Origin of the sequence: Nitrospira sp. (assembly GCA_016715825.1) — a bacterium.
In the GTDB taxonomy this organism is placed as follows: domain Bacteria; phylum Nitrospirota; class Nitrospiria; order Nitrospirales; family Nitrospiraceae; genus Nitrospira_D.
The window spans coordinates 569,388-593,124 of the sequence record JADJXO010000001.1; the positions used below are offsets into that span (position 1 = coordinate 569,388).

The 23,737-nt window shown below is 55.2% G+C and carries 25 protein-coding genes; 16 read left to right on the forward strand and 9 right to left on the reverse strand.

The window, feature by feature from the left end:
• Positions 1-7 precede the first annotated feature (7 nt).
• The 9 genes from IPM58_02775 to amrB all read left to right on the forward strand — a co-directional run bounded on the left by IPM58_02775 (position 8) and on the right by amrB (position 8,431).
• Positions 8-379, forward strand: a complete 372-nt coding sequence (locus IPM58_02775; protein MBK9306021.1) for a hypothetical protein — start codon at positions 8-10, stop codon at positions 377-379.
• Between the two features lie 106 nt (positions 380-485).
• The gene (locus tag IPM58_02780; protein ID MBK9306022.1) at positions 486-2,312 is read left to right on the forward strand and encodes a glutamate mutase L; all 1,827 of its coding nucleotides are present in this window, start codon (positions 486-488) and stop codon (positions 2,310-2,312) included.
• Positions 2,313-2,362: 50 nt separating this feature from the next.
• Positions 2,363-3,487 (forward strand): hypothetical protein, encoded by a 1,125-nt coding sequence (locus IPM58_02785; GenBank protein ID MBK9306023.1) that lies wholly within the window; start codon positions 2,363-2,365, stop codon positions 3,485-3,487.
• Positions 3,488-3,511: 24 nt separating this feature from the next.
• On the forward strand, positions 3,512-4,771 hold the full coding sequence (locus tag IPM58_02790) for a hypothetical protein (protein ID MBK9306024.1): 1,260 nt from the start codon (positions 3,512-3,514) through the stop codon (positions 4,769-4,771).
• The gene (locus IPM58_02795; protein ID MBK9306025.1) at positions 4,768-5,418 is read left to right on the forward strand and encodes a hypothetical protein; all 651 of its coding nucleotides are present in this window, start codon (positions 4,768-4,770) and stop codon (positions 5,416-5,418) included. Before IPM58_02790 ends, IPM58_02795 begins: the two co-directional genes overlap by 4 nt.
• Before the next feature lie 126 nt (positions 5,419-5,544).
• A complete protein-coding gene (locus tag IPM58_02800; GenBank protein ID MBK9306026.1) occupies positions 5,545-6,387 on the forward strand; it encodes a hypothetical protein in 843 nt (280 codons plus the stop codon).
• A 15-nt stretch (positions 6,388-6,402) separates the two neighbouring features.
• Entirely contained in the window at positions 6,403-7,152 is a 750-nt protein-coding gene (locus tag IPM58_02805; protein ID MBK9306027.1) for a hypothetical protein, read from the forward strand.
• A 59-nt stretch (positions 7,153-7,211) separates the two neighbouring features.
• A complete protein-coding gene (locus tag IPM58_02810) occupies positions 7,212-7,409 on the forward strand; it encodes a hypothetical protein (GenBank protein MBK9306028.1) in 198 nt (65 codons plus the stop codon).
• Between the two features lie 20 nt (positions 7,410-7,429).
• Positions 7,430-8,431, forward strand: a complete 1,002-nt coding sequence (gene amrB, locus IPM58_02815; protein ID MBK9306029.1) for an AmmeMemoRadiSam system protein B — start codon at positions 7,430-7,432, stop codon at positions 8,429-8,431.
• A gap of 65 nt (positions 8,432-8,496) precedes the next feature.
• Here amrB and IPM58_02820 read toward each other — a convergent pair whose 3' ends face one another.
• A complete protein-coding gene (locus tag IPM58_02820) occupies positions 8,497-8,697 on the reverse strand; it encodes a hypothetical protein (GenBank protein ID MBK9306030.1) in 201 nt (66 codons plus the stop codon).
• Between the two features lies 1 nt (position 8,698).
• Positions 8,699-9,004: a BrnT family toxin gene (locus IPM58_02825; GenBank protein MBK9306031.1), complete on the reverse strand. Its 306-nt coding sequence runs from the start codon at positions 9,002-9,004 to the stop codon at positions 8,699-8,701.
• Positions 9,005-9,591: 587 nt separating this feature from the next.
• Here IPM58_02825 and IPM58_02830 point away from each other — a divergent pair.
• The 7 genes from IPM58_02830 to IPM58_02860 all read left to right on the forward strand — a co-directional run bounded on the left by IPM58_02830 (position 9,592) and on the right by IPM58_02860 (position 19,458).
• Entirely contained in the window at positions 9,592-10,263 is a 672-nt protein-coding gene (locus IPM58_02830) for a response regulator transcription factor (protein ID MBK9306032.1), read from the forward strand.
• Positions 10,264-10,484: 221 nt separating this feature from the next.
• Complete coding sequence (locus tag IPM58_02835; GenBank protein MBK9306033.1) at positions 10,485-10,784, forward strand: hypothetical protein; 300 nt, start codon at positions 10,485-10,487, stop codon at positions 10,782-10,784.
• A gap of 128 nt (positions 10,785-10,912) precedes the next feature.
• On the forward strand, positions 10,913-13,417 hold the full coding sequence (locus IPM58_02840) for a hypothetical protein (GenBank protein MBK9306034.1): 2,505 nt from the start codon (positions 10,913-10,915) through the stop codon (positions 13,415-13,417).
• A 76-nt stretch (positions 13,418-13,493) separates the two neighbouring features.
• Positions 13,494-14,687 (forward strand): hypothetical protein, encoded by a 1,194-nt coding sequence (locus IPM58_02845; protein MBK9306035.1) that lies wholly within the window; start codon positions 13,494-13,496, stop codon positions 14,685-14,687.
• A gap of 310 nt (positions 14,688-14,997) precedes the next feature.
• Positions 14,998-16,131, forward strand: a complete 1,134-nt coding sequence (locus IPM58_02850) for a hypothetical protein (GenBank protein ID MBK9306036.1) — start codon at positions 14,998-15,000, stop codon at positions 16,129-16,131.
• A 350-nt stretch (positions 16,132-16,481) separates the two neighbouring features.
• Positions 16,482-18,518 carry a hypothetical protein gene (locus IPM58_02855; protein ID MBK9306037.1) on the forward strand — a complete coding sequence of 679 codons (2,037 nt, stop codon included), beginning with the start codon at positions 16,482-16,484 and terminating at the stop codon, positions 18,516-18,518.
• Positions 18,519-18,876: 358 nt separating this feature from the next.
• Positions 18,877-19,458 (forward strand): hypothetical protein, encoded by a 582-nt coding sequence (locus IPM58_02860; protein MBK9306038.1) that lies wholly within the window; start codon positions 18,877-18,879, stop codon positions 19,456-19,458.
• A 149-nt stretch (positions 19,459-19,607) separates the two neighbouring features.
• Here the strand turns inward: IPM58_02860 and IPM58_02865 are convergent, their stop codons facing one another.
• The 7 genes from IPM58_02865 to IPM58_02895 form a co-directional block, all read right to left on the reverse strand.
• Positions 19,608-19,949, reverse strand: a complete 342-nt coding sequence (locus IPM58_02865) for a transposase (GenBank protein MBK9306039.1) — start codon at positions 19,947-19,949, stop codon at positions 19,608-19,610.
• A complete protein-coding gene (locus IPM58_02870) occupies positions 19,946-20,308 on the reverse strand; it encodes a transposase (GenBank protein ID MBK9306040.1) in 363 nt (120 codons plus the stop codon). The genes IPM58_02865 and IPM58_02870 overlap by 4 nt, the downstream gene beginning before the upstream one ends.
• A 290-nt stretch (positions 20,309-20,598) precedes the next feature.
• Positions 20,599-20,823 carry a type II toxin-antitoxin system HicA family toxin gene (locus IPM58_02875; GenBank protein ID MBK9306041.1) on the reverse strand — a complete coding sequence of 75 codons (225 nt, stop codon included), beginning with the start codon at positions 20,821-20,823 and terminating at the stop codon, positions 20,599-20,601.
• Positions 20,820-21,032 (reverse strand): type II toxin-antitoxin system HicB family antitoxin, encoded by a 213-nt coding sequence (locus IPM58_02880; protein MBK9306042.1) that lies wholly within the window; start codon positions 21,030-21,032, stop codon positions 20,820-20,822. Before IPM58_02880 ends, IPM58_02875 begins: the two co-directional genes overlap by 4 nt.
• Positions 21,033-21,259: 227 nt before the next feature.
• A complete protein-coding gene (locus IPM58_02885; GenBank protein ID MBK9306043.1) occupies positions 21,260-21,598 on the reverse strand; it encodes a hypothetical protein in 339 nt (112 codons plus the stop codon).
• Between the two features lie 487 nt (positions 21,599-22,085).
• The gene (locus IPM58_02890; protein ID MBK9306044.1) at positions 22,086-23,102 is read right to left on the reverse strand and encodes an IS110 family transposase; all 1,017 of its coding nucleotides are present in this window, start codon (positions 23,100-23,102) and stop codon (positions 22,086-22,088) included.
• Between the two features lie 265 nt (positions 23,103-23,367).
• Positions 23,368-23,718, reverse strand: a complete 351-nt coding sequence (locus tag IPM58_02895) for a DUF5615 family PIN-like protein (protein MBK9306045.1) — start codon at positions 23,716-23,718, stop codon at positions 23,368-23,370.
• Positions 23,719-23,737 lie beyond the last annotated feature (19 nt).

Below are 23,737 nucleotides of genomic sequence, written 5' to 3' on the forward strand. Positions count from 1 at the left end.
TGCACGTATGCGATCGTTCTTCAAGGGACATGCAGTCGAAAAACTCGCCGGTTTGCGAGCTGGACTGCGCCATGCGTTTGCCGTTCAACCGGCGTTTCAATCTCTGACCATTGAAGATGTCCAACTACTCGAACGAATTGCCGAGACGATCGTCAAGCGTGGGATGGCGACTCCGGCCACGATGTTTTTGGAATCGATGGGGCCGATGAATTTTCTGGGCAGTCAGGCTCTCCATTTCTTGACGCCGATCATCGATTGCGCGTGTAACGTCAAAGAAGTCGAACAGGTGGCGCGGTTACTTGAACGCCGGGACACCATCACTCGGCTGATCACCCTCATTGATGCCAAGTCTGCTCCAAAGGGAGCAACGGCTCAATGACTCGACGCTGTAAAGCGTATCTCGTAAAGTGTGGTTCGTTCTATCCATCTTGCGCGTCACGCTTCACGAACGACAAGCGACGCGGTCCTAGTTCGGTTGGTTGCCGATGATTTCTCAGGAGCCGGCTAAGACCGATCGTCCGCTCAATGTCATCGTCGCCACCGACTGCGGCAGCACGACCACCAAAGCCATCCTCATTGAAAAAATCGGAGATACCTACCGGCAAACGTACCGAGGCGAGGCGCCGACGACGGTCGAAGCGCCGTTCGAGGACGTGACACGTGGTGTGTTGAACGCCATCGCGGAGATCGAGGAACTTTCAGGGCGCAAGATTTTGGAGGGTGACCAGATCATCACTCCCTGTCGTGACGACAAGACGGGGGTGGACATCTACGTCTCTACCAGCAGTGCCGGGGGGGGGTTGCAGATGATGGTGACCGGTGTGGTGCAGAACATGACGGGTGAAAGCGCGCAGCGCGCGGCGCTGGGGGCTGGGGCGATCGTCATCGATGTGTTGGCGGCCAACGATGGCCGCTTGCCGCACGAAAAGATCGAGCGCATCCGCTCCATGAGGCCGGACATGATCCTGATGTCGGGAGGAACCGATGGGGGGGCGGTGACGCATGTCGTGGAGATGGCCGAATATGTGGCGGCGGCTGAGCCTCGGCCACGGTTCGGTGTGACGTACAAGTTGCCCTTGATCTATGCAGGGAATAAGGACGTGCAACCACAGGTCAAGAAAATCCTCGAAGACAAGTCGGCGCTGGTGGTGACGGACAATATCCGGCCGGTCTTGGAACGAGAGAACCTGGCTCCGGCACGCAACAAGATTCATGACCTGTTCCTCGAACACGTCATGCAACAAGCTCCCGGCTACAAAAAGCTGATCGAGATGGCCGGGGCCCCGATCATGCCGACGCCCGCTGCCGTCGGTCTCATTATGGAGACGATTGCCAAACGAGAGCATCTGAATCTGATCGGTGTGGATATCGGTGGGGCGACGACGGACGTGTTTTCCGTCTTTGATGGCGTATTCCACCGCACGGTCAGCGCCAATCTCGGCATGTCCTACAGCGTGTCGAATGTGCTGGCGGAGGCAGGGCTCGCCAATATCATGCGCTGGGTGCCCTTTACGATCGATGAGCAGACGCTGCGTAACCGCATTAAAAACAAGATGATCCGTCCGACCACGATTCCGCAAACACTCGACGAACTGCAGATCGAACAGGCGATTGCAAGGGAAGCCTTGCGGCTGGCTCTGATTCACCATAAGTCGCTGGCGACAGGGCTGAAGGGTGTGCAGCAGGAGCGGACGATTTCAGATGTCTTCGAGCAACAGACGTCCGGCCAATCGCTGATCGAGATGTTGAAGCTGGATTTGATCGTCGGGAGCGGGGGCATCCTTTCGCATGCGCCACGCCGTACCCAATCGATGCTGATGATGGTCGATGCCTATGAACCGACCGGTTGCACCAGATTGTCCGTGGATAGCATCTTTATGATGCCGCACCTCGGCGTCTTGTCCACCATCAATGAGAAGGCGGCAACCGACGTATTCGTCAGCGACTGCATGGTCTATCTTGGGACCTGTGTCGCGCCGATCGGACAGGGGAAGGACGGAACGGTCTGTGCGGACTACGAAATAGTCTGGCCGGACGGCCAGGCCACGAAGGAACAACTGACGTTCGGAGAGCTGCGGCTCTATCCATTCGATTCCGAGCAACCCGCCACGATCAAAGTCCAGCCTGCCAAGGGATTCAATATGGGGGCAGGAGTCGGCGTGGCCGTGACGAAAGAGGTTTACGGAGGGGTCGTCGGGTTGTTACTCGATGGCCGTGGGCGACCGCTCAAACTTCCCGCTGAGCAACAGGCTCGCGTCGCGGCTCTGACGAAATGGTTCACAGCAGTTGATCTCTATCCAAATGGAAGCTAATGGCGGATTGGGCTATCAGCTATAGGCCCTCAGCTATGTGCTCTTAGGAAATGGCGCATTCCTACACTCCAGGCTTGACCGTTACCGACCATACGGTCATCCATCGCCGCCGCATGTTGCCGCTACCGGGAAACGTACTGGTGAAGGTAGGCGATGCGGTCCGTTCTGATCATGTCGTGGCGAGGGCAGCATTGCCGGGAAAAGTCTTTCCAGTCAATCTGGCTAATCAGCTCAGCGTCGCACCGGGAGAAATCAAGGAGTACCTGACGAAGAAGGAAGGCGAGCAGGTCGAAAAGGACGAGATCCTGGCCGAGAATAAGCCGCTGATCACATGGTTCAAGACGGAGATTCCTTCGCCGGTTGCGGGGACGATCGAATCGGTCTCGACCGTGACGGGACAGGTCCTGTTGCGCGAGCCTCCTCGTGTGCTCGATCTGCTGGCCTACGTAGATGGTGTCATCGTGGACACCATTCCACAGCAGGGGGTCGTGGTCGAAACGACCTGCAGTTTGGTGCAAGGCATCTTCGGGATCGGTGGAGAAACGTCGGGTGAGATTGTGATGGCGGTGAAGGCGCCTGATGAGCCGTTGATACCGAGCCACCTCACTGCTGCCATGAAGGGCAAGGTGGTCGTTGGCGGTTCATTTCTTTCCGCCGACGCGATGCAGCAGGCCAAGACGGTCGGAGTAGCCGGCTTGGTGGTCGGAGGGATTCACGATGAAGATCTGCGCGCGTTGCTGGGGTATGACCTGGGTGTTGCCATCACGGGAACGGAGCAGGTGGGCTTCACGTTGATCTTGACGGAGGGGTTCGGGACGATTCCGATGGCGACGAAGACATTCAATCTCCTCGCGACGTACGCCGGTCGGCAGGCCTCGATCTCTGGGGCAACGCAGATTAGGGCCGGTGTGATTCGTCCTGAAATCATCGTTCCCCAGGCAAGCACAGGGGCCAAGGGCGCGGCGCGATCCCAACATGAAGGCATCAGGCTTGGTGATCCGGTTCGGATCATCCGCGATCCCATGTTCGGACGTATCGGCGAGGTGTCGGCCCTTCCGCCGGAACTGGTCAAGATTCCCACCGAGAGTGAGGTGCGAGTGTTGGAAGTAACACTGTCGGACGGAAACCGAGTCGTTGTTCCCAGGACGAATATCGAGGTGATCGAAGGGGCGTGAAGCGTGAAGCGTGAAACGTATCTCGTGGAAAGTGATGCCGGCCGTTTCCTCTGGCCCCTGGTGGCCGTGGTCTTCTGTGCGTCCGGTGCGCTACCGTCTTACGCCGCGGTTGAGACCGAGATCGGTCCTCCTCAAGAGGTCAGAGTCTTCGATACGCCGAATGACGGAGGGGGGAGCCTGACTGTACAGTGGACTCCCGCGTCGTGGGATCGTGCGGATGTCCGGTATCGGGTCTTAGTCGGTGATGCCTCCTCGACAGATCCCTCGACCTTCACGGTCATGGCGGAGTTTCCAGCTCACACTAAATATGTCAAAGACACGGAAACGGCCTGGTGGACAAGGGAGGTCGACAAGTCCTGGCATCATGTCCTGGTCAGGAGCACAAAAGACGTTGAGCTCAAAGATGGGAGGTCGTATGCCGTAGTTGTGGCGACGGTCTCCAACGACCAGCAGATCATTAGCCCGGTCATCGTTGCCGTTCCATCGCCGAATTGGTTCAACTGGAACCAACTGAATAACCTATTCATCGCGGTCTCGTTCGGGGGGCTGATCTTCTACACAATCAGTCATGCAAAGCGGAACGAAATCTTTTTGCGCCGCATCCCCGGACTTGACGCGGTGGATGAAGCGATCGGCCGTGCCACCGAATTGGGGAAACCAATCCTGTATTTGACCGGCGCGCATGACTTACATGATCCCTCGACGATAGCCGCCGCGGTTATTTTGGGAAAAGTCGCGAAACGGGCGGCGCTCTATGAAACGGAATTGATGGTACCTCATCGCGAACCGATCACGATGGCAGTCTGTCAGGAAATTACGAAGCAAGCGTATTTGGAAGCGGGGAAGCCTGATCTCTTTAAGGAAGACGCAAACTTTTTTATCACGTCGGATCAGTTCAGTTATGCTGCGGCGGTAGACGGTCTGATGCTGAGGAAAAAGCCGGCCGCAAACTTCTTCATGGGCCATTACTTTGCCGAGTCGCTCTTGCTCACCGAAACAGGCGCGAGCACCGGGGCGATTCAAATCGCCGGCACGGATGCGGACCACCAACTGCCGTTCTTCGTGACGACCTGCGATTACACGTTGATCGGCGAGGAGCTCTATGCGGCCAGCGCATACCTTTCGAGGGAGCCGGTTCAGATCGGGACGCTCCGCGGGCAGGATATCGGGAAGGCCGTGATCCTCACGGCCATTGCTGTAGGAACGGGATTGGCCACGTTCGGGGCCGTGACGGGTGCAGAATGGCCGCAGATTATTTTAGACTTTCTCAGTGACGTGAAATGATTGTTCTTCGACGACAACTCCCCCTGTTGATCACGCTGGTCGCGGGTCTTCTCTTTGCCGCCCAGTACTATGTGCCGCATCCGGCATCCGAACAGATGCTGACCTCGGCGACCAAGTGGCTGCAGATCATCGGCGGGTTTGCACTGGTCCTGGGGGTGACCAGTTTGTTCCACCAACATGCCGTCAAGATTCGGCGCCAAGAAGCCGGGTGGGGCTATAGCCTCGTACTCTATGCCGGGATGCTTGGCACGATTGCCGTCGGGCTGTGGGCCAATGGGAAGGAAAGCATCGAAGGGGCCATGACATCGTTCGGCTGGGTCTACAACTACATGATGGTCCCCTTGCAAGGGACGATGTTTGCCATCCTGGCGTTCTTCATCGCGTCCGCTGCCTATCGTTCCTTCAGGGCGAGAAGTCGTGAAGCCGCAGTCCTGTTGGTGGCGGCCGTCATCGTCATGATGGGGCGAGTACCGCTCGGTGAGTATCTGGTTCCTCTGAGCGGCGATGTGGCTTCCTGGATTTTGAATGTGCTCAACGCGTCGGTACGCCGCGCTATTTTGATCGGCGTGAGTCTCGGCGCAATCGCCCTGTCGTTCAAGATCATTTTCGGTGTGGAGCGCTCGTATCTGGGTGGGGGAAAGGAATAACGTGAAGCGTCGTTCGTCTCCCATGAGTTCCACGTTTCACGTTCAAAGTTTCACGTTGTGCAAAACCTCAAACCTCAAACCTGAAACCTTTGGTCGATACGCTTCACGCTTCACGAGGAACGGTTCATGACTCTATCGGAGCGCATGCTCAAGATCGACAGGCGGATCATTTTCCTCGTGATCGGTCTCTGTACGCTTCTGCCGTTACTCTATCCGGTCGGCTTGCCGATCAAGATTTCGTCGGAGGTCCGTGGTGTGTACGATCATATCGAGTCGTTGCCGGAGCGGTCGGTCTTTCTCTTGTCGATCGATTTCGATCCGGCGTCCAAGCCTGAACTGTATCCGCAAGCGATTGCGCTCCTGCGCCATGCGTTCCGGAAGAATCTTCGTGTGGTCACCATGACACTGTGGGTGTCAGGTACGGGTATGGCGGATCAGATTGTGACGCAAGTTGCGAAGGAAATGGGGAAGGAATACGGCACTGACTATGCCTTTCTTGGATGGAGCCCGGGCGGCCAAGCCGTGATCATCAACATGGGGCAGGATCTCTACTCGGCGTTTCCGAGTGACTACGGAGGAAGGCCGACGAAGGAGTTGCCGGTGCTCGATGGAGTCCGCAACCTGAAAGATGTTGGGTACATGGTTGACTTAGGCGCCGGACGTCCGGGAGTGGAGGAGTGGTACGTCTTTGGGAAGGACAAGTATAAATTCGAGCTGGGCGGCGGCTGCACGGGCGTTATGGCGCCGGGATTGTATCCGCTCCTGCGAAGCGGGCAGATCAATGGCTTGATCGGCGGGCTCCGGGGCGCGGCAGAATACGAGAGCCTGATCGGTCAGAACGGCCAGGCGGTGGCCGGCATGGATGCACAGTCGGCGACGCATCTCGCGATCATCGTGCTGGTGATCATCTGTAACGTGTTTTATCTCTCACTCAGGCGGGCTGCTCGAGCACAGGGCCAGGTTGGGTGAGGTGTAAGGAACGGCATGGACGCGACGGTATTCGGGGCTTGGGTGGCGACGGGGCTGACCCTGTTGATCTTCTCATTCCTGTACAAAGACAATCCGTTATTCAAGCTGGCGGAACATCTCTATGTCGGTGTCTCGGTCGGCTACACGATCGTCAAAGCCTACGATACCGTCCTCGTCCACCTGGTCGTTAAGCCGATCGTGGAACAGGGGGAGATCAGCCTCCTCATTCCTGTGGCTATTGGAATGCTCATGCTGACCAGGTATGTGCCGAAGGCGGCCTGGATGTCGCGCTATGCCTTCGCCTTGATCGTCGGAATGGGGGCGGGGTTGGCGATTCCTCGAACCATTTCCTCCTTCATCCTGAAGCAGGTCGAGGATACCATTCGACCACTCCTGTCGCTCGCAGGGTCGGACGGCGTCACCTTTTCGATGAATCTCCTCAATCCCGCCAGCAATCTGAACGCGATCATCATCCTGCTTGGGGTGAGTTCTGTCCTCTTTTACTTTTTCTTTTCAATCGAGCATACCGGGGCGGGCAAGGCGGTGGCCAGAACCGGCATCATGTTCCTGATGATTTCGTTCGGCGCGGCCTTCGGCTACACGGTCATGGCTCGCATGTCGCTCTTAATTGGACGGTTAACTGACTTGATTGACTACTCGGATGCTTCCTACGGTCGTCCGACGATCTGGTTGCTGATGGTTGTCGTGGGCGCGCTCTTCCTGCTGTCACGAAAAAGCCAAGAACATCCGCCTGACCGTCATTAGCCGGTTGCAGCTGCTGTCGTCCGTCTCATAAAATAGCCTCCGCTATGACGTCCGAAATCGTGAAAGATTCTACTCAGTATCCGGTCCTGCGAAATCTGCAATTTTCTCCTATTAAGCAGGGGGAAGATCAACTGGTCGTGCTCTGGGACCCCAGCCGCTTGAGCAAAGAGAAGTTGGTCCTCCCGCTCAACTTTTCTTCATCGTGCAACATTTCGATGGAGACCATTCCATCCAGGACATCGGTGCACTGTATCTGAAACGGTTCGGTGAATTTCTGATGCCGAGCAAAGTGGAGCAGCTGGTGGCCGATTTGGACGAGAAGCTGTTTCTGGAAGGCGCTCGAACCGAACGGGCGCGGCAACAGGCACGACTCGCGTATCGACAGCAAGCGATCCGGCCGGCGGCATGTGCCGGGCGGAGCTACGAGGCAGATGGCCCGAAGTTAAAGAAGCAAGTCGATGGATTCTTTTCGTCGGGTGAAGGGCCTGACTTTAAGCCGTCTGAGAATCGTGGAAAGGTGATCAAAGGACTCGTTACGCCGACCTATGAGCCGAAGCAAGCAGGGCCGGTCTACGCCTGGGCCTATAAGGAACTGCAAGAATGTGAACAGCCGGATGTCTATGTGATCATCGGGACCGCTCATGCGGGGCTGGAGCATCTCTTTGCGGTGACCGACAAGGATTTTGAGACGCCGTTGGGAGTCGTCAAGGCCGACCGAACGATCGTGGATCATGTGAAGGGAAGTGTGCCGGAATATTTTGAAGAAGATATCGCCCACCAATCAGAACATGCCATCGAGTTTCAGCTCCCATTTCTGCAAACCACCGTCGGCAAACCATTCACGCTTGTTCCGGTCTTGTCGTCTTTCTCCGCGATGAGCCTGAATGATCCAACCGTTCGAGCTTCTGTGGATCGATTTCTCACAGCCCTTCGAGACGCCATGAGTGTTTCCACCCAACGTGTGGGCATCATTGCGGCCGGGGAGTTGGCGCACCTCGGCATGCGGTACGGCGACAGTGCGCCACCGACCGATTTTTCGTTTCACCGCTCCATGCAGCGAGATCTCGAGATGCTCAAGCACGTGGAAGAACTGCAGCCGGAAGCGTTCGCTCAATATATTCAAAAGGAACAGGACCAGCGTCGCATCTCCGGCTTCTCGCCTATCTATAGCCTGCTGCGACTCATCCAAGCGGAAAAAGGGCAAGTGCTCCGCTACGACCGCGGCATCACCGACCAATATAACTCTACCGTCACCTACGCCGGCATGGCGTTTTTTTAATCCTGCGGGAGATATAGCTCGTCAAGGCGGGAGAAATTTGAGGCGCAGTTGTGTGCCCCATGAACCTACGACAGCGTTTCCAGTAGCTCGATGTCTTTCTTAAGTAGATGGTTGACAAGTTCAGCCACTGGTTTGCCAGTCCGCTTGGCTAGACGCTCAAGTCGTTTTCGCGTCGTGCCATCGACGTAGATAGGCAAATTTAACTCGCCCCCCTTCTTGAAAAATTTTCCTCGAACAGCTTTGGAGAAATCGTACTCGGGTTTCATGTTATCCTTTCCGATATTGCTTCATCTCAGTCTTCGTTGCCTTGCGAGCAGAGATGAGCCTGATCGTGGCGCTGTCGTCGGCTGTTTCCTGAAACGTATGGCAAGCGACCAATAAAACTTCTGTGGCATCCATTCCCATCGTGATCCAGCGCTCTTCATATTCACTGTGGCCTTCGTCAAAGTGCGAAAGGGCGGCTGCATCCTTGAAGATCATGGCTGCTTGTTCGAAGGGGATACCGTGCTTGCGAAGATTCTGTGTGGCTTTTGCAGGGTCCCATTCGAAGTGATACTGAAACGGCCTAGCCACACGCGCATTATTTCATATCGAATGCGCGAGGCCAAGTAAAGAATACCTACAGCGAAGTGCTTCGGACCAGAGGCTCGGGGAGGCGGCTGTGCTTCAGAGCTCTGGCTCACGGGTAGACCGGCTCGCTCACACATCCTTCGGTCACGGGATGAGTTGGCGTCGGGAACGACATGAATGGAGGTTTCTCCCTGTGTCCATGACAACAGGGAAAATCCAAACCCTCCTGTATCCAAAACGGTTCAGCACAGAATCGTTTAGGATACAGAATCGTTTTAGATACAGGTCTCATTCAAACCTCCTACGGATGTATCGCTTTGATACAGTCCGATTGAGACCAAAAACAAACCCTGTGCGAGCGACAAGAAGAAAGTTCAATGAAGTAGTAGGCTTAGAACGATAACCAGAAAATGTTTTGATCGCTGAGGGATCATCATCGATGTGACAAGCATTCCACCGTAGCGGAATGCTTCTTGCGTGACACTGATGAGCATTGACGAAGCCGACCGACAAGGGTAGGTTTGCAATCCATTAGGAACGCATTAGAGAAGAATCTCGAGCATGTCTCCAGTGGATAATCACGGGTCGTAATGCAGGACCAGAGAATCCGCATAGCAATCCTCCATAGCTATCAGCTGCTTCGAGAGAGCTTACATGGCTGCCTCGAGCACGTGCCGTCATTCGCGATCGCACAGACGGCGTCCAGGCTGGAAGAACTTGAAGAAGTCCTCGGTTCGGACCGATCGGATCTGCTCATCGTGGAGTTTGGTCTTTTGCGTCAAGGGGGAGTATATCGCGAGCAGATTTGCGCTCTGTCGTCAGAAGTGAAGAGACTGGTTATTGACGTACCGGACAATGAGGACGACATCCTCTCTTGCATTGAGACGGGCGGGGCTTCCGGGTATCTGGTGACCAACGCATCGGTCGAGGGCTTGGTGAACAATATCAAAGCGATTGTGCGCGGAGAAACGCTGTGCTCGGCAAGAATCGCGCACCTTTCCTTTGGACGCATGTCACAGCTCGCGTGCCGGAGAGACGAGGATCCGAGGAACAATGGAACGCGCCTCACCCGCCGTGAAGCGGAGATCGTACGGTTGATAGAAGATCGTTTGAGTAATAAGGAAATTGCCACTCGGCTCAAGATTGAAGTCTCGACGGTCAAAAACCACGTCCACAACATCCTCGACAAACTGCACTTGCCCAGTCGCCATGCAGCGGTGAACCAGCTCAAAGAGCAGGGTTTCACAGCGCCTCGATCCTGACCCTCCCTTCCGTCGCACGACTGCACCAACGTTCACCTCAACTGTGCGGAATGTTCTGCTTCAGGTCACGTCGTCACGGCTTGTCCGGGCCAACAAAGATCTAGTTTTTATAGATCCATTGTGTTGGTGTCTCTAGATCCACAGATCTATGGGCAACTCATCACGGTTCGTCTAGGGTGTGCCCGGTACGATAGGTCACAGCGGTGCTGTGAGGTACGCTGGTGAACACGATTCGAGTGCTCTTCGCGAATTATCCCCTAATGATCCCTAACACCATTCGACAGCTGGTAGCGGAACAGGAGGATATGGAGCTGGTCGGTGAGTGCCGAGGGGCGATGAAGATTCTTCAAGAGACCAGTCGTGCGACATCCGACCACCACTCGGCTCATGTCGTCGATCGGAATCTTCGCGCAAATCGCCTAGCGCAGGGCGCACTCCGAGATCGAGTCGCCCAGGATCGGCTGCCCAGGTTCTTCAGCAGCTCCACCGCGCGCATCTTCGAAGGGAAAGACGTGGGGTAGGCAGCTGTGACATGGCCATGTGCCTGCTCGGGGTTTTCGGTTGCATGTGCGTAATACCTCTTTTCGCGCAATTCGGTATCAAAACATTTTGACGGGTACTACCGGAAAAGTCCTAAGAAGGAGCAAGCATGAAATCCAACACCCCAACCTACAAACCGGTGAGTCCCTTCCTGGAGTCGCAGACTTATGCCCCCTTGGAAGAGGGGGAGGAGGCGATTGACACCGAATCCGCAGCACCCTCCGATTACGGATTGCAGACCCCCTTCGTCTCCGACTACCAAGTTCTCGAAGGGACGGAGGAGCCAGTCGATTCCCGCCAAGCCCAACTGACGGCCTTAATGTCGGAGCTGTACAACGAAGAGTTCGACGAAGAGATGTACCAACTCGCTGCAGAAGCTGCGGATCACTATCGGGGCCGAGTTCCAACCAGTGATAACGGGAACAGCGGGTTTGCGGAGAAGCAAGTCCTGCAGGAATTGGAGAGTCATTTCGCGCCCGTCCAAGAAGACCTGGAAATTATCCTGGAAAACATGATCGCCGAGATCGACGAGGTCGACCTGGAAAATATGCCTGACGAACAGAAGGATCTGTGGGTGGAATCCTTCTTTTCCGAGGAAGGGGAGATCGAGGGAGAAGGACCGGAAATAGAGGAAGGTTTCAGAAGTCGGGCGAAACGACGACGGAAACGCCGCAAGGAAAAGAGGAAGAGGCGCTGGAAGGGTATTAAGAACAAGATCAAGAAGGTCGTGCGAAAGGTCGGGAAACGGATCCTCAAGCCGGCGCTCAAGTTTGCTTTGAGGAAGCTGGCCAAGCTTGCCAAGCCCCTGCTGACGAAGGTCCTGCAAATTAAGTCCATCAAAAAGCATATCCCGACCCGGTATCTCCCTCTCATTGACATGCTGCGCAAGAGACTGATTAAGAAAGAGCATGCGGACGACGAGCCTTTACGGGAATGGCTTTCGGCCGGCATGGCACCCTTACAAAACGAACTGGATTTCCACCTGGCCTCCGCCTTGCTAGGGGAGCATTCTGCTTCCGCCATTGAAGAAGAAGTGCCGGAGGTCGACTCAATGCCCGAAGCGGAGGCGCCATCATGGGCCTTGGATGAGGCGCGCGAGGAGTTCGTCGAACAGCTGCTTTCTCTGAAGGAGCACGAGGATCCGACCCCCCACATCGAGCAGTTCGTCGTCGCGGTTTTGCAAACGATCCGCTTCATTGCCAAGCCGATTATCGAGGCTGTCGGCCGGGACAAGGTGATCAAGTATCTAGCCAAGTATGTCGCCAAGCTTACCGGGAGATTCATCAAGAAGAAAGATCTCAATGGCCTCGTTGCTACGGCACTTGTGGACGTCGGATTGCGGCTCATGAAACTGGAGGTTGAGCCCGAAGACGAGAGGGAGGCGGCAGCCGAAGCTGTGGCGGGCATGGTCGAAGATACGGTGCGGAACAGCCTGGAATTGCCTGCTTCGGTCTTTGAGCATGAAGAATTGCTGGAGGTCGAGGTGGTGGCCGCCTTCGAGAAGGCGGCCGCCGATAACCTGCCTCCTCTCCTATCTGAAGAAGCCTACCGGCGAAGGCCCCATCTGCGGCCGTCAGGGAACACGAAGAACGCCTGGCTACGCCTGCCTCTGCGCAAGCGACGGCACCGGCGTCGTGCCCGGCGTCGCTACAAGAAGGCCATTCGATCCATACGGCGCAGAATCAGCGCCCAGGCGGCCAGGGAAGTCATGTCCTTCGGCGAGGTCTCCCTGGAGTCCTTCCTAAATGAGCAAATGGGTATCGAAATCGGCAGCGGGGTGGAAGCGGAGATCCATCTCTACGAAGCCCTTCCGGGCACGGAGCTGTTCGACATCGCCAACCAAGAGAATTACGTACCCGGGCTGCGTGGCGGATATGGCTTCAACTATGCCCTACTGCACCCCTTAACCACCCAGGCGGCCGGACTTCTTCTGGGGGAGCCGGCCCTGGGCAGAAACGTCCCGGCCCCGTACCTGAGCGATCGCCATCGCATCTTGCCCGGCCAGCGTTTCTACTACCTGGAACTCCCTGGCACCCAGCCCCAAACCGTTCTGGAAGAAGGGTTCCTAGGGCTCCGACGGCCTTCAGGGACCAACTTGACCCTCGATTTCGTCACAGGGAAAATCGAAATCGATCTTTTTCTAGGCGAAAAGGCGGCTCAGGACATTGCCGTGAGACTCAAAGCGGCGCGAACGAGTCCCGGCGCCTGGGCCATGGCCGGCAGCCTCTTGTCCGAAGGCCTCAGGCGGAACTTCTCGCCGGTGGGGCAACACGGAATCCGCATCGCGCATCCAGCGGTCATGCCGGGGGCCGGCTCCGGCTCTGCGTGGAGACGGGTTCCCCCGTACCTTACCGAACTGCTGGCATCCCGCCTGAAGGACTGGGTCCTGGGCGTCTTGTCTCAGGGGTTGAGGAACCAGGAGGAGCGGTTCGTTTCGGCGACGGAACATCTGGAAGACGGTGTGACGATCCATATCACGCTGCTTGGGGTTCCGGGCCTGGCAGAAGTCCGGCAGATCCTGGGGAATACTCCCGGTCGCATACCGGCTGATATCTTCGAGGGAACACCCGATTCCACACGCTTGCAGATTCAACCGGGATACCGCCATGGTTAACCTGGAAATGGAGGTCCGCACCCAGTTGGGCCGACAGATCGAGCACTGGGCGGCCGCCAGTGGCAGGCTCGGAGAGCTGAATCTATTCGCCGCCACTGACGCCTTGGCTGGCTTGGAGAACTATTTAAATCTGAGGTTATGTGAATCCTTGCAGGGCTCCGTTTCAAATTTACAGGGTGAAATCGGGCAATTGCGCCATCTGTGGCGGCTGGCGGACACGAAACAAGCCTTGGAAAAGTTACAACAGCTAATCGTGCGAATGCGTTTTCAATACCAGCGGGTGGAGACGCTGCTCGATTTCTACCTCGACGCCATCAACACGCGGGCCAACCCCCAGATAGTCGCCCTCCTGAGGGCCTGCGACCGGATGGCTTTCCACAGTATGCGGGCCCTCTTGAGCCCCTTGAATAGACCAACGCCCGCAGTTTTGACCTATATCGACAAGGGCCTCGGCGCCTCCATCTTGAAGGCGGGCCTTCGCCTCTGGGATAGACGTACGATAAATCCCGCCGCAGCCATCAAGCTGGCCCGCCACAATCTCTACCGGCCTACGGCTCTCGTTCACGAGGCGGGACACCAGGTTGCCCATATCCTGGGATGGAACGGGGAACTCGCCGAGACTCTGTCCCGTGAACTGCCGGAGCCGATCGCGCCGACCTGGGCCAGCTGGGCTTCGGAGATCACTGCCGATACGTTTGCCTTCGCCCATACGGGCTACGCGGCGGTGGCCGGCCTGCACGACGTGGTGGCGGAAAGCCCGCGCTCGGTCTTCCGATTCCTAGATGGCGATCCCCATCCCATCAGCTATATCCGGGTCCTCCTCGGAGTCGAGATGTGTCGGCAGTGGTACGGCCGGGGTCCCTGGGATGGAATGGAGAAAGCCTGGCGGTTTCGCTACCCCTTGTCGGAGGCCGCTTCCGGGGTCAGGTCCTTGATGCGCGAGTCCCTTCAGGCCCTGCCCAAGGTGGCGACGCTCTGCCTGCGCAAACCGCTGCGGGCTTTCGGATCCCGGTCGCTTGTCCATTTCATCGACCCCGGCAGGGTGTCCCCACAATCGCTTCTGGATATGGAGGAAAAGCTAGGGAAGAGCCTTTATCTCTCCTCCCATTGGCGGGAGACCGAGTCCCTGCGGATTCTGGCCTTGACCGGTTACCGCATTGCCGTGGAGCCCACGCGGGCCGTCGCCCTGGTCCGGCAGCAAGCGGACTGGATGCGGTGGGCTGGGACAGGAATCGAAACTGAAACTGAAACCGAAACCGTCAGCGTTTAACTGCCATCCTTACACGAAAGGGGCGCAGATATGAGCATGGAGTCAACGTCAGAATCTGAAGGAAGACGGAGAACCGCTTCGGGACGCGAGCGGAGAAGCTCAGAGGATGCGAGTGCCACAACTGCGGAGGAGGCTGCCTCAGGGACGAATCAAGAGAACCGGCAATCCAAGATCGAGAAACGGCTGCGGACCTTGGTGGAAGGACCCCAGCCGTTGTGGCCGCTTCCTGCTCCGGACAGCAAGCAGGTTACGACTCTTCCGACTGAATGAAACAGTACCGTGGCATCAGAGACTAGAGGAGTGATCTATCATGTTCAATAGAATCGTTGTTGATGAAACAGGACAAATCAATTCCGAACGTGTGCGCGCCTTGTTCCAGGCCCATCCCGTCCAGATAAACATCCTCTTGGAATTGGGCTGGAGCGTCCGGCAGCATGCTAACGGCAACGTGGTACTGGGCCAACCCGACCGCCGGAGCGACCTGCGCGCCTTGCCTGACTGCCTGTTAGATGGGCTGCTGTGCTCCTTCACGCAGCAAGGAAGCGGTGGCACGCCGGAACCCTTCATCCGCGCGACCTGGCCCAATGTCCAGCTCTGGCCGCACTGGATCTATGCCTTCCTGATCGAAAACACGAGGATCTACGAAATCTTCCGCAAGGTCATCCAGGGGTTTTCCTATGGCGAGACACTTGGCGCGCCTCAGCCCGAGACCCAGCATTGGTTGCGCATCACGGAGGAGCTGTTCTATCGCATGCCGGCTCCCTTCCTCATATCCACGGTGGACAGTAATATCCGTCCGGACCAGGGCGCCACGCGCAGAAACGGGTATTGGCGCATGTTCGGCATGGAGCTCAACCACCCAACGGAGAAAGACCAGGTCTATCCGCTCCACAAGCCAGACGCTGCCAATACAGAGTTCGTCAATGTTTTTGAAAATCTGCTCCACCATATCTACATTGGGATCATCAATGTCAGCACCACCAGTGGTCCCAATCCCACCGATGACTCCAGCATCTTCAACTTCGCCAACCAGCTCCGCGACATGCTGCTCATGCGGAGACAGTATGGCCGCCTCTCGCGTGAGGAGTACTGGTTTGTCTGCATGATGTCCTGGTTTCATCTGACGCTGGAGCAAGACAACCCGGTCGTCCGAGATCTGCGCGCGGAGGGCCCCAGCCCAGAACAGCGCCTGTTCAACATTGCCAAGCGGGTCGGATGCCCGGCGCACAGCAAGTCGGAGCAGTTCTTCCGCATGGCCCCCCTGCTGTCTCAACTGCTCAACGTCATTGAATCGGACGGTGTTGGTCGGGCCTCCGACGCCCGGATACTGTACGACGCCGCCGCGCCTGGCAGCCTGCGCAATCTCAATTTCCAAATCATCGCCGATTGGGAGCAGTCTTCAGGCCACAACATCCGTAAACGCGATTACAGCAACGTGAAGTGAGAGGGACTTTGGCGCATGATTCCATATCCATACGCGTTCCGGAGCGAGAGTGGAATAGATTCCCATTTTCTCGAATGTGAGCAAGGGGAGCGGAGCGACCTCGACGGGAGGAGTGTTCCCATTTCCCAGTCTGCAGACCTTCTTCTCTCGTCGCGGAAAGGGGCGGCGCACTTTGGTACAAAGAGGACGGACGAGTCACGGCGTTCGAACGCAGCCTATCGGCCTCAGTACGGGTAGTGCCTATGCCGGCACACAGCGTGTGATCTTCGCCCGACACATCTTTTAAAAAATATATCGGATGATGGACTTGATGGTTCTCAATCACAGGACTACTTGATTAGGGGAGTGCTATGAAAAACCCTCGAAACTATCCAGATGCAATAGAATCAGAAGAGTCAGAAACGCCATTTTTGGATGACGAGTTCGAGAGGGAGCTGGAACCTGTCCGTGTTTCTGAACAACGGATCGAAAGTCCATTCTTGCAAGCAGAGTTGATGGCAGAATCACGGAATGATGAAGATGAAGCTGTAGTTGCGTGGGAAGACCCAAATGAGGAAGACAAAGAACAATTCTATGAGGGGGAATTTGCCGAAGAAGCTGAAGAAGATATTAGAGAGGAGATGATTGTAGCGCCAGAAAACGAGGAATTAGGCGTGATCTCCTGGGAGCAGAAACTTGAGGGCGAGTTGATCAACGAAACTCCGAGTATCGTCGGACCGGAAAAATTTAGTGAATTTGTGGCTCCTCCACCAGTGTCATCGGCGAAATCTATTAAATTATCCCCAGCAGCAAATCACCTTTATCGCATCCAAAAAGGCGATAGTCTGCTAGGAATTGCTGGGACCGCCTATAAGAAGAAAGCGGGGTCTGTGCGTATACAACGTGCACAGCTCATCAATCGCCACCCGTTCAATTGGCGTTACCACACACCAGCAACAAAGAGTTTCACTAAAGAATATTTTCCAGAAGGTGTTATCTCTTTTTCTCCACGAGTGAGTTGTGTTGATACGGACTTCAATATCCCTTGGTGGGAATTCCCCCCCAAAGGAAAGTGCTATTCGCTGGTGGGTATTCCTCCAGAAACGGATGTTTGGTTAATGCCACCCCCCGAAGTGGTCCAACCTATTGGACTCAAGTGTTGGGCGGCCGCTATTCTATCCTGGTCAAAAGTGACGCCGGGTGCAAAGAAATATACGTCGCTGAATGATGTCATAGATACGTTTCGCAAACTGGAAGTAAAATTCATTTATAGTGGTGGACGCACCGAACTACGATCGCTTGTAAACAAGAGCGATGCACTTGCGCGATGGCCGAAAGAAAGCATGGTCCTTGAATTGTCTTCAGGGAAGCGCGTGACCGTTCCGGCTGCGCAGCTAACATTTGAGTCACTCGCAACTGAGCTTGGCGCAAAATTGATTGTGAAAGATGTCAAGTTGACCTTGGCCGATTTGCGCGACGTCCTTCAGGAGAGCAGGGGGCCTGTCATTGTCTTAAAATTTAACGAGGGATTGGGCCATGGAACTGTGATATTCGGTGTGTCAATTTCCGATGGTTTTATCGGGGAAATGGATCCTTTTACGAGACTAGAGAAACCAACTGGTCCTGCTTTCGGATCCTTGAAGACCCGTTGGTTGCCGACTCTTGATGGCTTCAAGACTGATAGCCGTGGTCGGGCTTGGACTGAATTTGCATTTTTATTCAAGAAAAAGATCAAGGGCACCCGACTCTCGCGTGAAATTGATCCCGAAGTTGAAAACTCTCGGGGTGAAACAGAGATTTGGAACGATGAAGATGAAGTCAAGCCTGAGGTTGCAACGGAAGTCCTGACCGCCTTTGATGACAAGGGTGGAGTTGCTGAAGATGCTGAAGATGCTGAGGAAGGATTAGCAGAACCCGGGACCGAGGAGGCCCTGGAGTCGGAAGTATTAGATAAAGTAAGTGAAGAAGCCGAAGAACTAATAACTTCTGGGAAGCTTTTGGATAGACTAGATGAGAAAAGCTTGAAGGAAGAATATGATGACGAAGCTGTACAGCATGAGATACAAATTTCGAGTCAACCCAAAGCTGGAATGTTCTATCGGATCAAGAAAGGAGAAAATCTCCTAGAAGTTGCTGGAAAAGCTTACCAAGTTGGCGCAGGGCAAAAAAGGCTTTCATTTGCAAAATATATCAATGGACATCCGTTCAACCATCGATATTACGTACAAGGTGGGAAGAGTTTTACAAAAGAACATTTTCCTGAAGGGGTCATCTCCTTTCGTCCAACATTTAACTGTGACGCCGCCAACTTATTCGCAACTAAAGCTACCCTCACGGGAAAATGTTTTGCCGTAATCTGGATACCCAATTATAGCGATAACTATCATTCTTTTTGGGTAAAAGTCTAAAGAACAAAGTACTGGAGCCCGAAGTCGAGCAGGAAGATTTTGTAAGAAATAAAAGAAGATTAATAGACAAACGTCAAAATGTTCTGGAAATTCCTTGGCGGTGGAACTGTGCCCTGCTCATGGATTTTAAAGATCCAGATACTCAGGAGGTGATGCCTTTCCAAGGATCCGGGTTCCTTATAAGTCCTAATCATATTTTAACGGCGGCACACAATCTCTTTGCTATTGTATCTACAAAAGAAAGAGGCCCCACACCGTTGCAAGTATCTTCCATATCTGTATTTCCTGGCGTCAATAGAAAGGAGTTTTCTTTGGCAAACATGAGATAGCAGATGCTTCTAGAAATGTTGCGTTCACTATGAGCTGGAAGGCAGGAGTTAAAGCCTATCTAAGGCAACCCCTACCGCCTGCACGGAGAGCACACGTTACTGATATCGGGGTAGATAAGGAGACAGCCAGATCCGATTATGGACTCATTAAACTTAATCAGAACATTGGTGATTTAAAATTTAAAGAACTCGACAATAGTCCTTTGGGTTATTGGGGCAGTAATGAAAAATCTCAGATACAAACATTCAATCCAAAAATCAATCCAAAAAGCCCAAGAAAACAGCCTATAAATATCGCTGGATATGATACTTATGATTTTCATGGGCCTGACAAAGTGGATGACATCGGATTTCTCCAGCATCTAGCCCAAACAACAATCGATACGATCGATACCGATGATAAAACAGAGAGGTCGTTAATCATGTATTCACACCACCTGGCAGAAAAAGGAATGAGTGGTGGTCCTATCTGGATTCATGATTGGCCACCAACGCAGAGGAGCCCAGGACCGCTACAACTAGTAGGAATTAGTGGACACCATGGCTTCGGTTTATTACTTACATCGAACGTTCTCAAAGATATCGAGCAGTTTAAACTTCGATTGGGTTAGCTTTACAAGAACAATGATTTTGCCAGAATTATGTTTGCGAAAGAGACGTGAGCTAGCCTGGGTTTGACGGTCCCCTCAACAGGTGTAGTCTTAATCAGCAATCCGTACAACGCTGAAAATAAAAAGATTAAGGCGTGTAAGCTCCCCTGTCAACGAGACACTGGCAATGGAGAACTTTCAGCGTTCAGCTGAGCCCGATACGTGGCCGGCGGTAAGCCTGCCAAGGCATCATGGGGCCGCACTTCGTTATAGGTCAGTAACCAGTCCGCACTGATCTCCCGCACTTGATCCAGCGACTCAAACACATAGGCATTCAACACTTCGGTACGATACGTCCGATTGAACCGTTCGATGAAACCGTTCTGCGCGGGTTTGCCTGGCTGGATGTAACGCAACTCGATGCCTCGGTCCGCACACCAGGCGACGAACCGATCGGCGACCAGTTCGGGGCCATAGTATAAGCGGAATCTGTAGTGCTCCCCTGAAATCAAGCCACCTGGGTTACTTGTCGCGCCCGATATTGGACGGGGCTTCGATAGCCCAAGGCCTGATGCGGGCGCTCCTGGTTGTACCACTGCATCCAATCTCGAATGACGCGTGAGCGGAAATTGGGGGTCAGATCTTGTTCTGTGCATCGATAGGTTCCGGAGGAGTGTAGGGCGGAGTGAATGCTTTGCTCGGCAATCGGTTTCGAACACCAAGTGGCGGGAACACTTCCTGAACGGGTGATGATCGCGCCAGACGGCAGCCCGCTATGAGCGAGTAGTCGCCGCCATGCATGAACGTACCGCGCTCTTGCGCCGTGACCTCCCACCAATTGGAAGCAGCCGTCCTGGGCGAATTCGCGCAAGAGGGACGCCTTGCCTGAAGCAGTTGATTGCGAATAAAACTCTGGGAGCAGATCCTGTTTTGTGCATCGCGGAATGGTGAATGGGGCACAAGGTTGAAAAGTATTCGTTGGAGCCCGGATGCAAGGTAAGAGGCTGCGCGCCTGCGCCATGGTGAATTGAGTGCGCGCGCCATCTGCTCCCCGCGCCTTACTTTCATCGCCCCGGTCTCCCCCCCAGCAGGGGCTGCTGGGACCGAAGGGGAAGGAGGAGCAGGAGAAGGTGGTAGCGTTCAGCTGTGTGCGTGCATCCGTTAGAGCAATGCGCTAAATGCTTCAACCGTTAGACCGGCTTGGCGAATGATGCTGCGTAACGTACCTCTTGCCAGCTCAGTGTGATGAGGAACAGTGAGTCGTCGGTGCGGAGGATTGGATTGTCGTAAGATAATGTGACTTCCGGTTTGGTGATCTACTCGATAGCCAATCTTCTTCAGTGCACGAACCGCGGCTTGGCCTGATAGGACAGGCAATTTGCTCACAGGGCGATGTCCACGGTTTCTTCCCAAATGGATGGGGGGATTGGCTCATTGTGAATTCGTAAGCTTTCGAGGTAGCCCGCCATGGCATCCTTGATATTGGTCAACGCCTCGTCTCGTGTGCTTCCTTGACTCATACACCCGGGAAGGGATGGACATTCGGCTATATAGACCCCATCTTCATCTTGTTCAAAAACGACGCGGTATCGCATTGGCAAGTCCTCCAGGCAATATGCGTGATTGTAATACAAAGCAGAAGAAACTGACAGCGCAGAAGATAAAGGGGTCCGCAGTCTTTAGTTGGTGGTCAAGAAGAAAGTGAAGCGGTCATGAGCGCGCTGTGCTCTCCTGGGAAATTGGTGATTCGGGTGAACAACATGATTCCCTCCGAACCAGGTAACGCGCGGAGCCTTACACAGTAGGCCATGCGTTTTCATGGCTAGACGGCTATCTCTAATTGAAGGCGCTGATAGGGCACTGACAGGCTCACGGCATCTCGTAACCGAGGTCCTGCCTTTGCCTCAACGAGTCCAAGATCGTGTAGGACTGTGACATCGGCACGCACGTTCTTAAAATCCCTGTACACGAGTTTGGCGAGTTCGGCCAACGGCCGTGGCCGGCGCGTCCGAATCACATGAAGAAGGGATACTCGAGGCTCCGTGAGGACCTGCCGCATGGCCTCAACACTGATGAAATACACGCCGGTTCGTTTGATGATCTTTCGGCCTGGTTCGACTCGGCTGAGTGTGCCCGTACTGTTCGAGTGGAGGTGTGACATCGAATCAGGGTGCAAGCAAAGGGGTCGCCCATTTCGAAGGCCCGGTCAAGAGGGCAGCACACATCGCGCCCCCTCTCGTTTCTGCAGTGGGGCTATGCGAGACCGTCACATCGCCCATCGCCTCCAGACACAGGACCCCGTCGCATCCCGGTTGTCCTCGTCAATCGTGTCGGCTCGTACCTGAGCCGCACCAGTCACCCATCAGGATCAAGGCGGAGGAGCGAGCCCCATGGGGATCCGCTCCGGCCCCTGGCACCTCGTGCCCCAGACAACCGTCGGTGCCCGGCCGTGTCCACCGTCGATACGCACAGGACGTCTGGCTACCAGCGGGCTGGTGCCAACCCCATCATGGCTCACCGCCGAGGCGTCTCAGTCCCCACGCCCGTGGCGATGGGGAGAACGGGGTGAAGACTGCGGCTAATCGGGAGTGCGGGGTCATGCCCCAACCCCTTTGCGAGCTCCCAGCCTCACCCCAAATCATCTGCGTCTACCCGAAGGCGCGGTGCAGGTCGAACGGCACCTGCTCGCGCAACATGTGATAACAGGCGCGTGCGAGTTTATGCGCCACGGCTTTCAGCGCCACCAGGGGATGCGTCCGTGCCTGCTTGGGTTGATAGTAGGTCCGAATCACCGTCTCATAGCGAATGGCGAAGTGGGCCGCTTTAATGAAAGCCCAGCTCAAATACTTGTTCCCGTTTTTCGTGTTCCCAGCCCCTTTGCGTTTGCCGTTGCTCAGATGTTCGCTGCCGACACACCGGCAATAGGAGGCGAAGTACCCGACGGTCGCAAACCGCTGCATGTCGCCGGCTTCCAAAAGAATGGTGCCCGCTAAGATGGGCCCGATGCCAGGGATGGTCTGCAGCAGCGCATACCCGGCCTGGCTCCGCCCCGTCTCCCGGACCTGGTCTTCGATCGTGCGAACTTCGTGTTCTAAACACCGCAGCACCGTCAGCGAACTCTCAACCGTCTGGACCTGTTCGGGAAATGGCACGAGGGTCTGAATGTGTTCCGAGGTGAGGGCCCGGAGTCGCGGCAAAGAGAGGCGGTTCCCGGTGAGTCGCGTGAGCAGACTTTGCAGACTCAGGACGACCATCGTCTTGTGTTGTACCAACTGACTGCGCTTGCGCAACAAGTCCCGAACGGCGCGTTCCGCTTTCGGATAAATGTAGCCCGTGGGAAGTAACCTCAGGCGGAGCAGATGCGCCAACCACCGCGCATCATGCTGATCGTCGGCATGCTTGAGGCCACTGTACTGGGGGAGTGCCGGCGTATGAGCGAGGTGCACGCGGTAGCCCGCGTCCATGAGTCCATCGACGAGCCAATACCAATTATAGGTGGATTCAACAACCACGCCCTGCACCGTGGCCTGATACGGTGTCAAGGCCGTGAGGATCACGGCAAGGTCATTGCGGAGGCGTTTCTGATACAGTATCCGATCCGCGTCATCAATGATTACCACCACACTGTTGGTGGCATGAAGATCGATCCCGACATAACACATCATCGCAACCTCCTCGGTTAAGGTGGATGAGAGCCGCCGCGTCACACGCGACGACTCTATACTCCACAAGAGGAGACTTCGAGATGGTTATCGGGAGTCTTTGTTTGATCGTCAAGACGAACACGAAGAGGTCGGTGGGAGCGCCGGAGAGCCTGTCCTCCGGGGGGCATCAGCAGTACGAGCGTTTCTCAATAGGTATGGCCACGTCCTATTTCCGGAGTGCTGTGTGATGACGGTTGGCTCAACAGCGTGAGGATAATTTCCCGTATCAGGAGTGATGCGGGATGCTGGGGAGCCAGATGACGCAGTTTGTGAGATCTGTCGTTGCGTAGTGGGTAATGAATCGGTGAAGCCGACGGATGAGTTCAGGAATGGCGAGTTCTTTGGAAAGAATAATGCCAGCGTGGGAGCGCCCGGTTTCATGCCATTGTGTGGCGAGCTGGAGGAAGTCTTTATGGTTGAACGTGAGGATTGCCCGTCCGTGGCGTGCGGCAAAGACCAATTGGGCTTCATCAGAACAGCCCAAGTTCCCAGTGTCCCGTGTCGTGACGCAGTCAATCCCACGTGCGTGAAGCAACGAAGCCATGGTCAGGTGGATGTGTTTGACCTCGGTTGTCAATAGTGGACGCCATGAATGA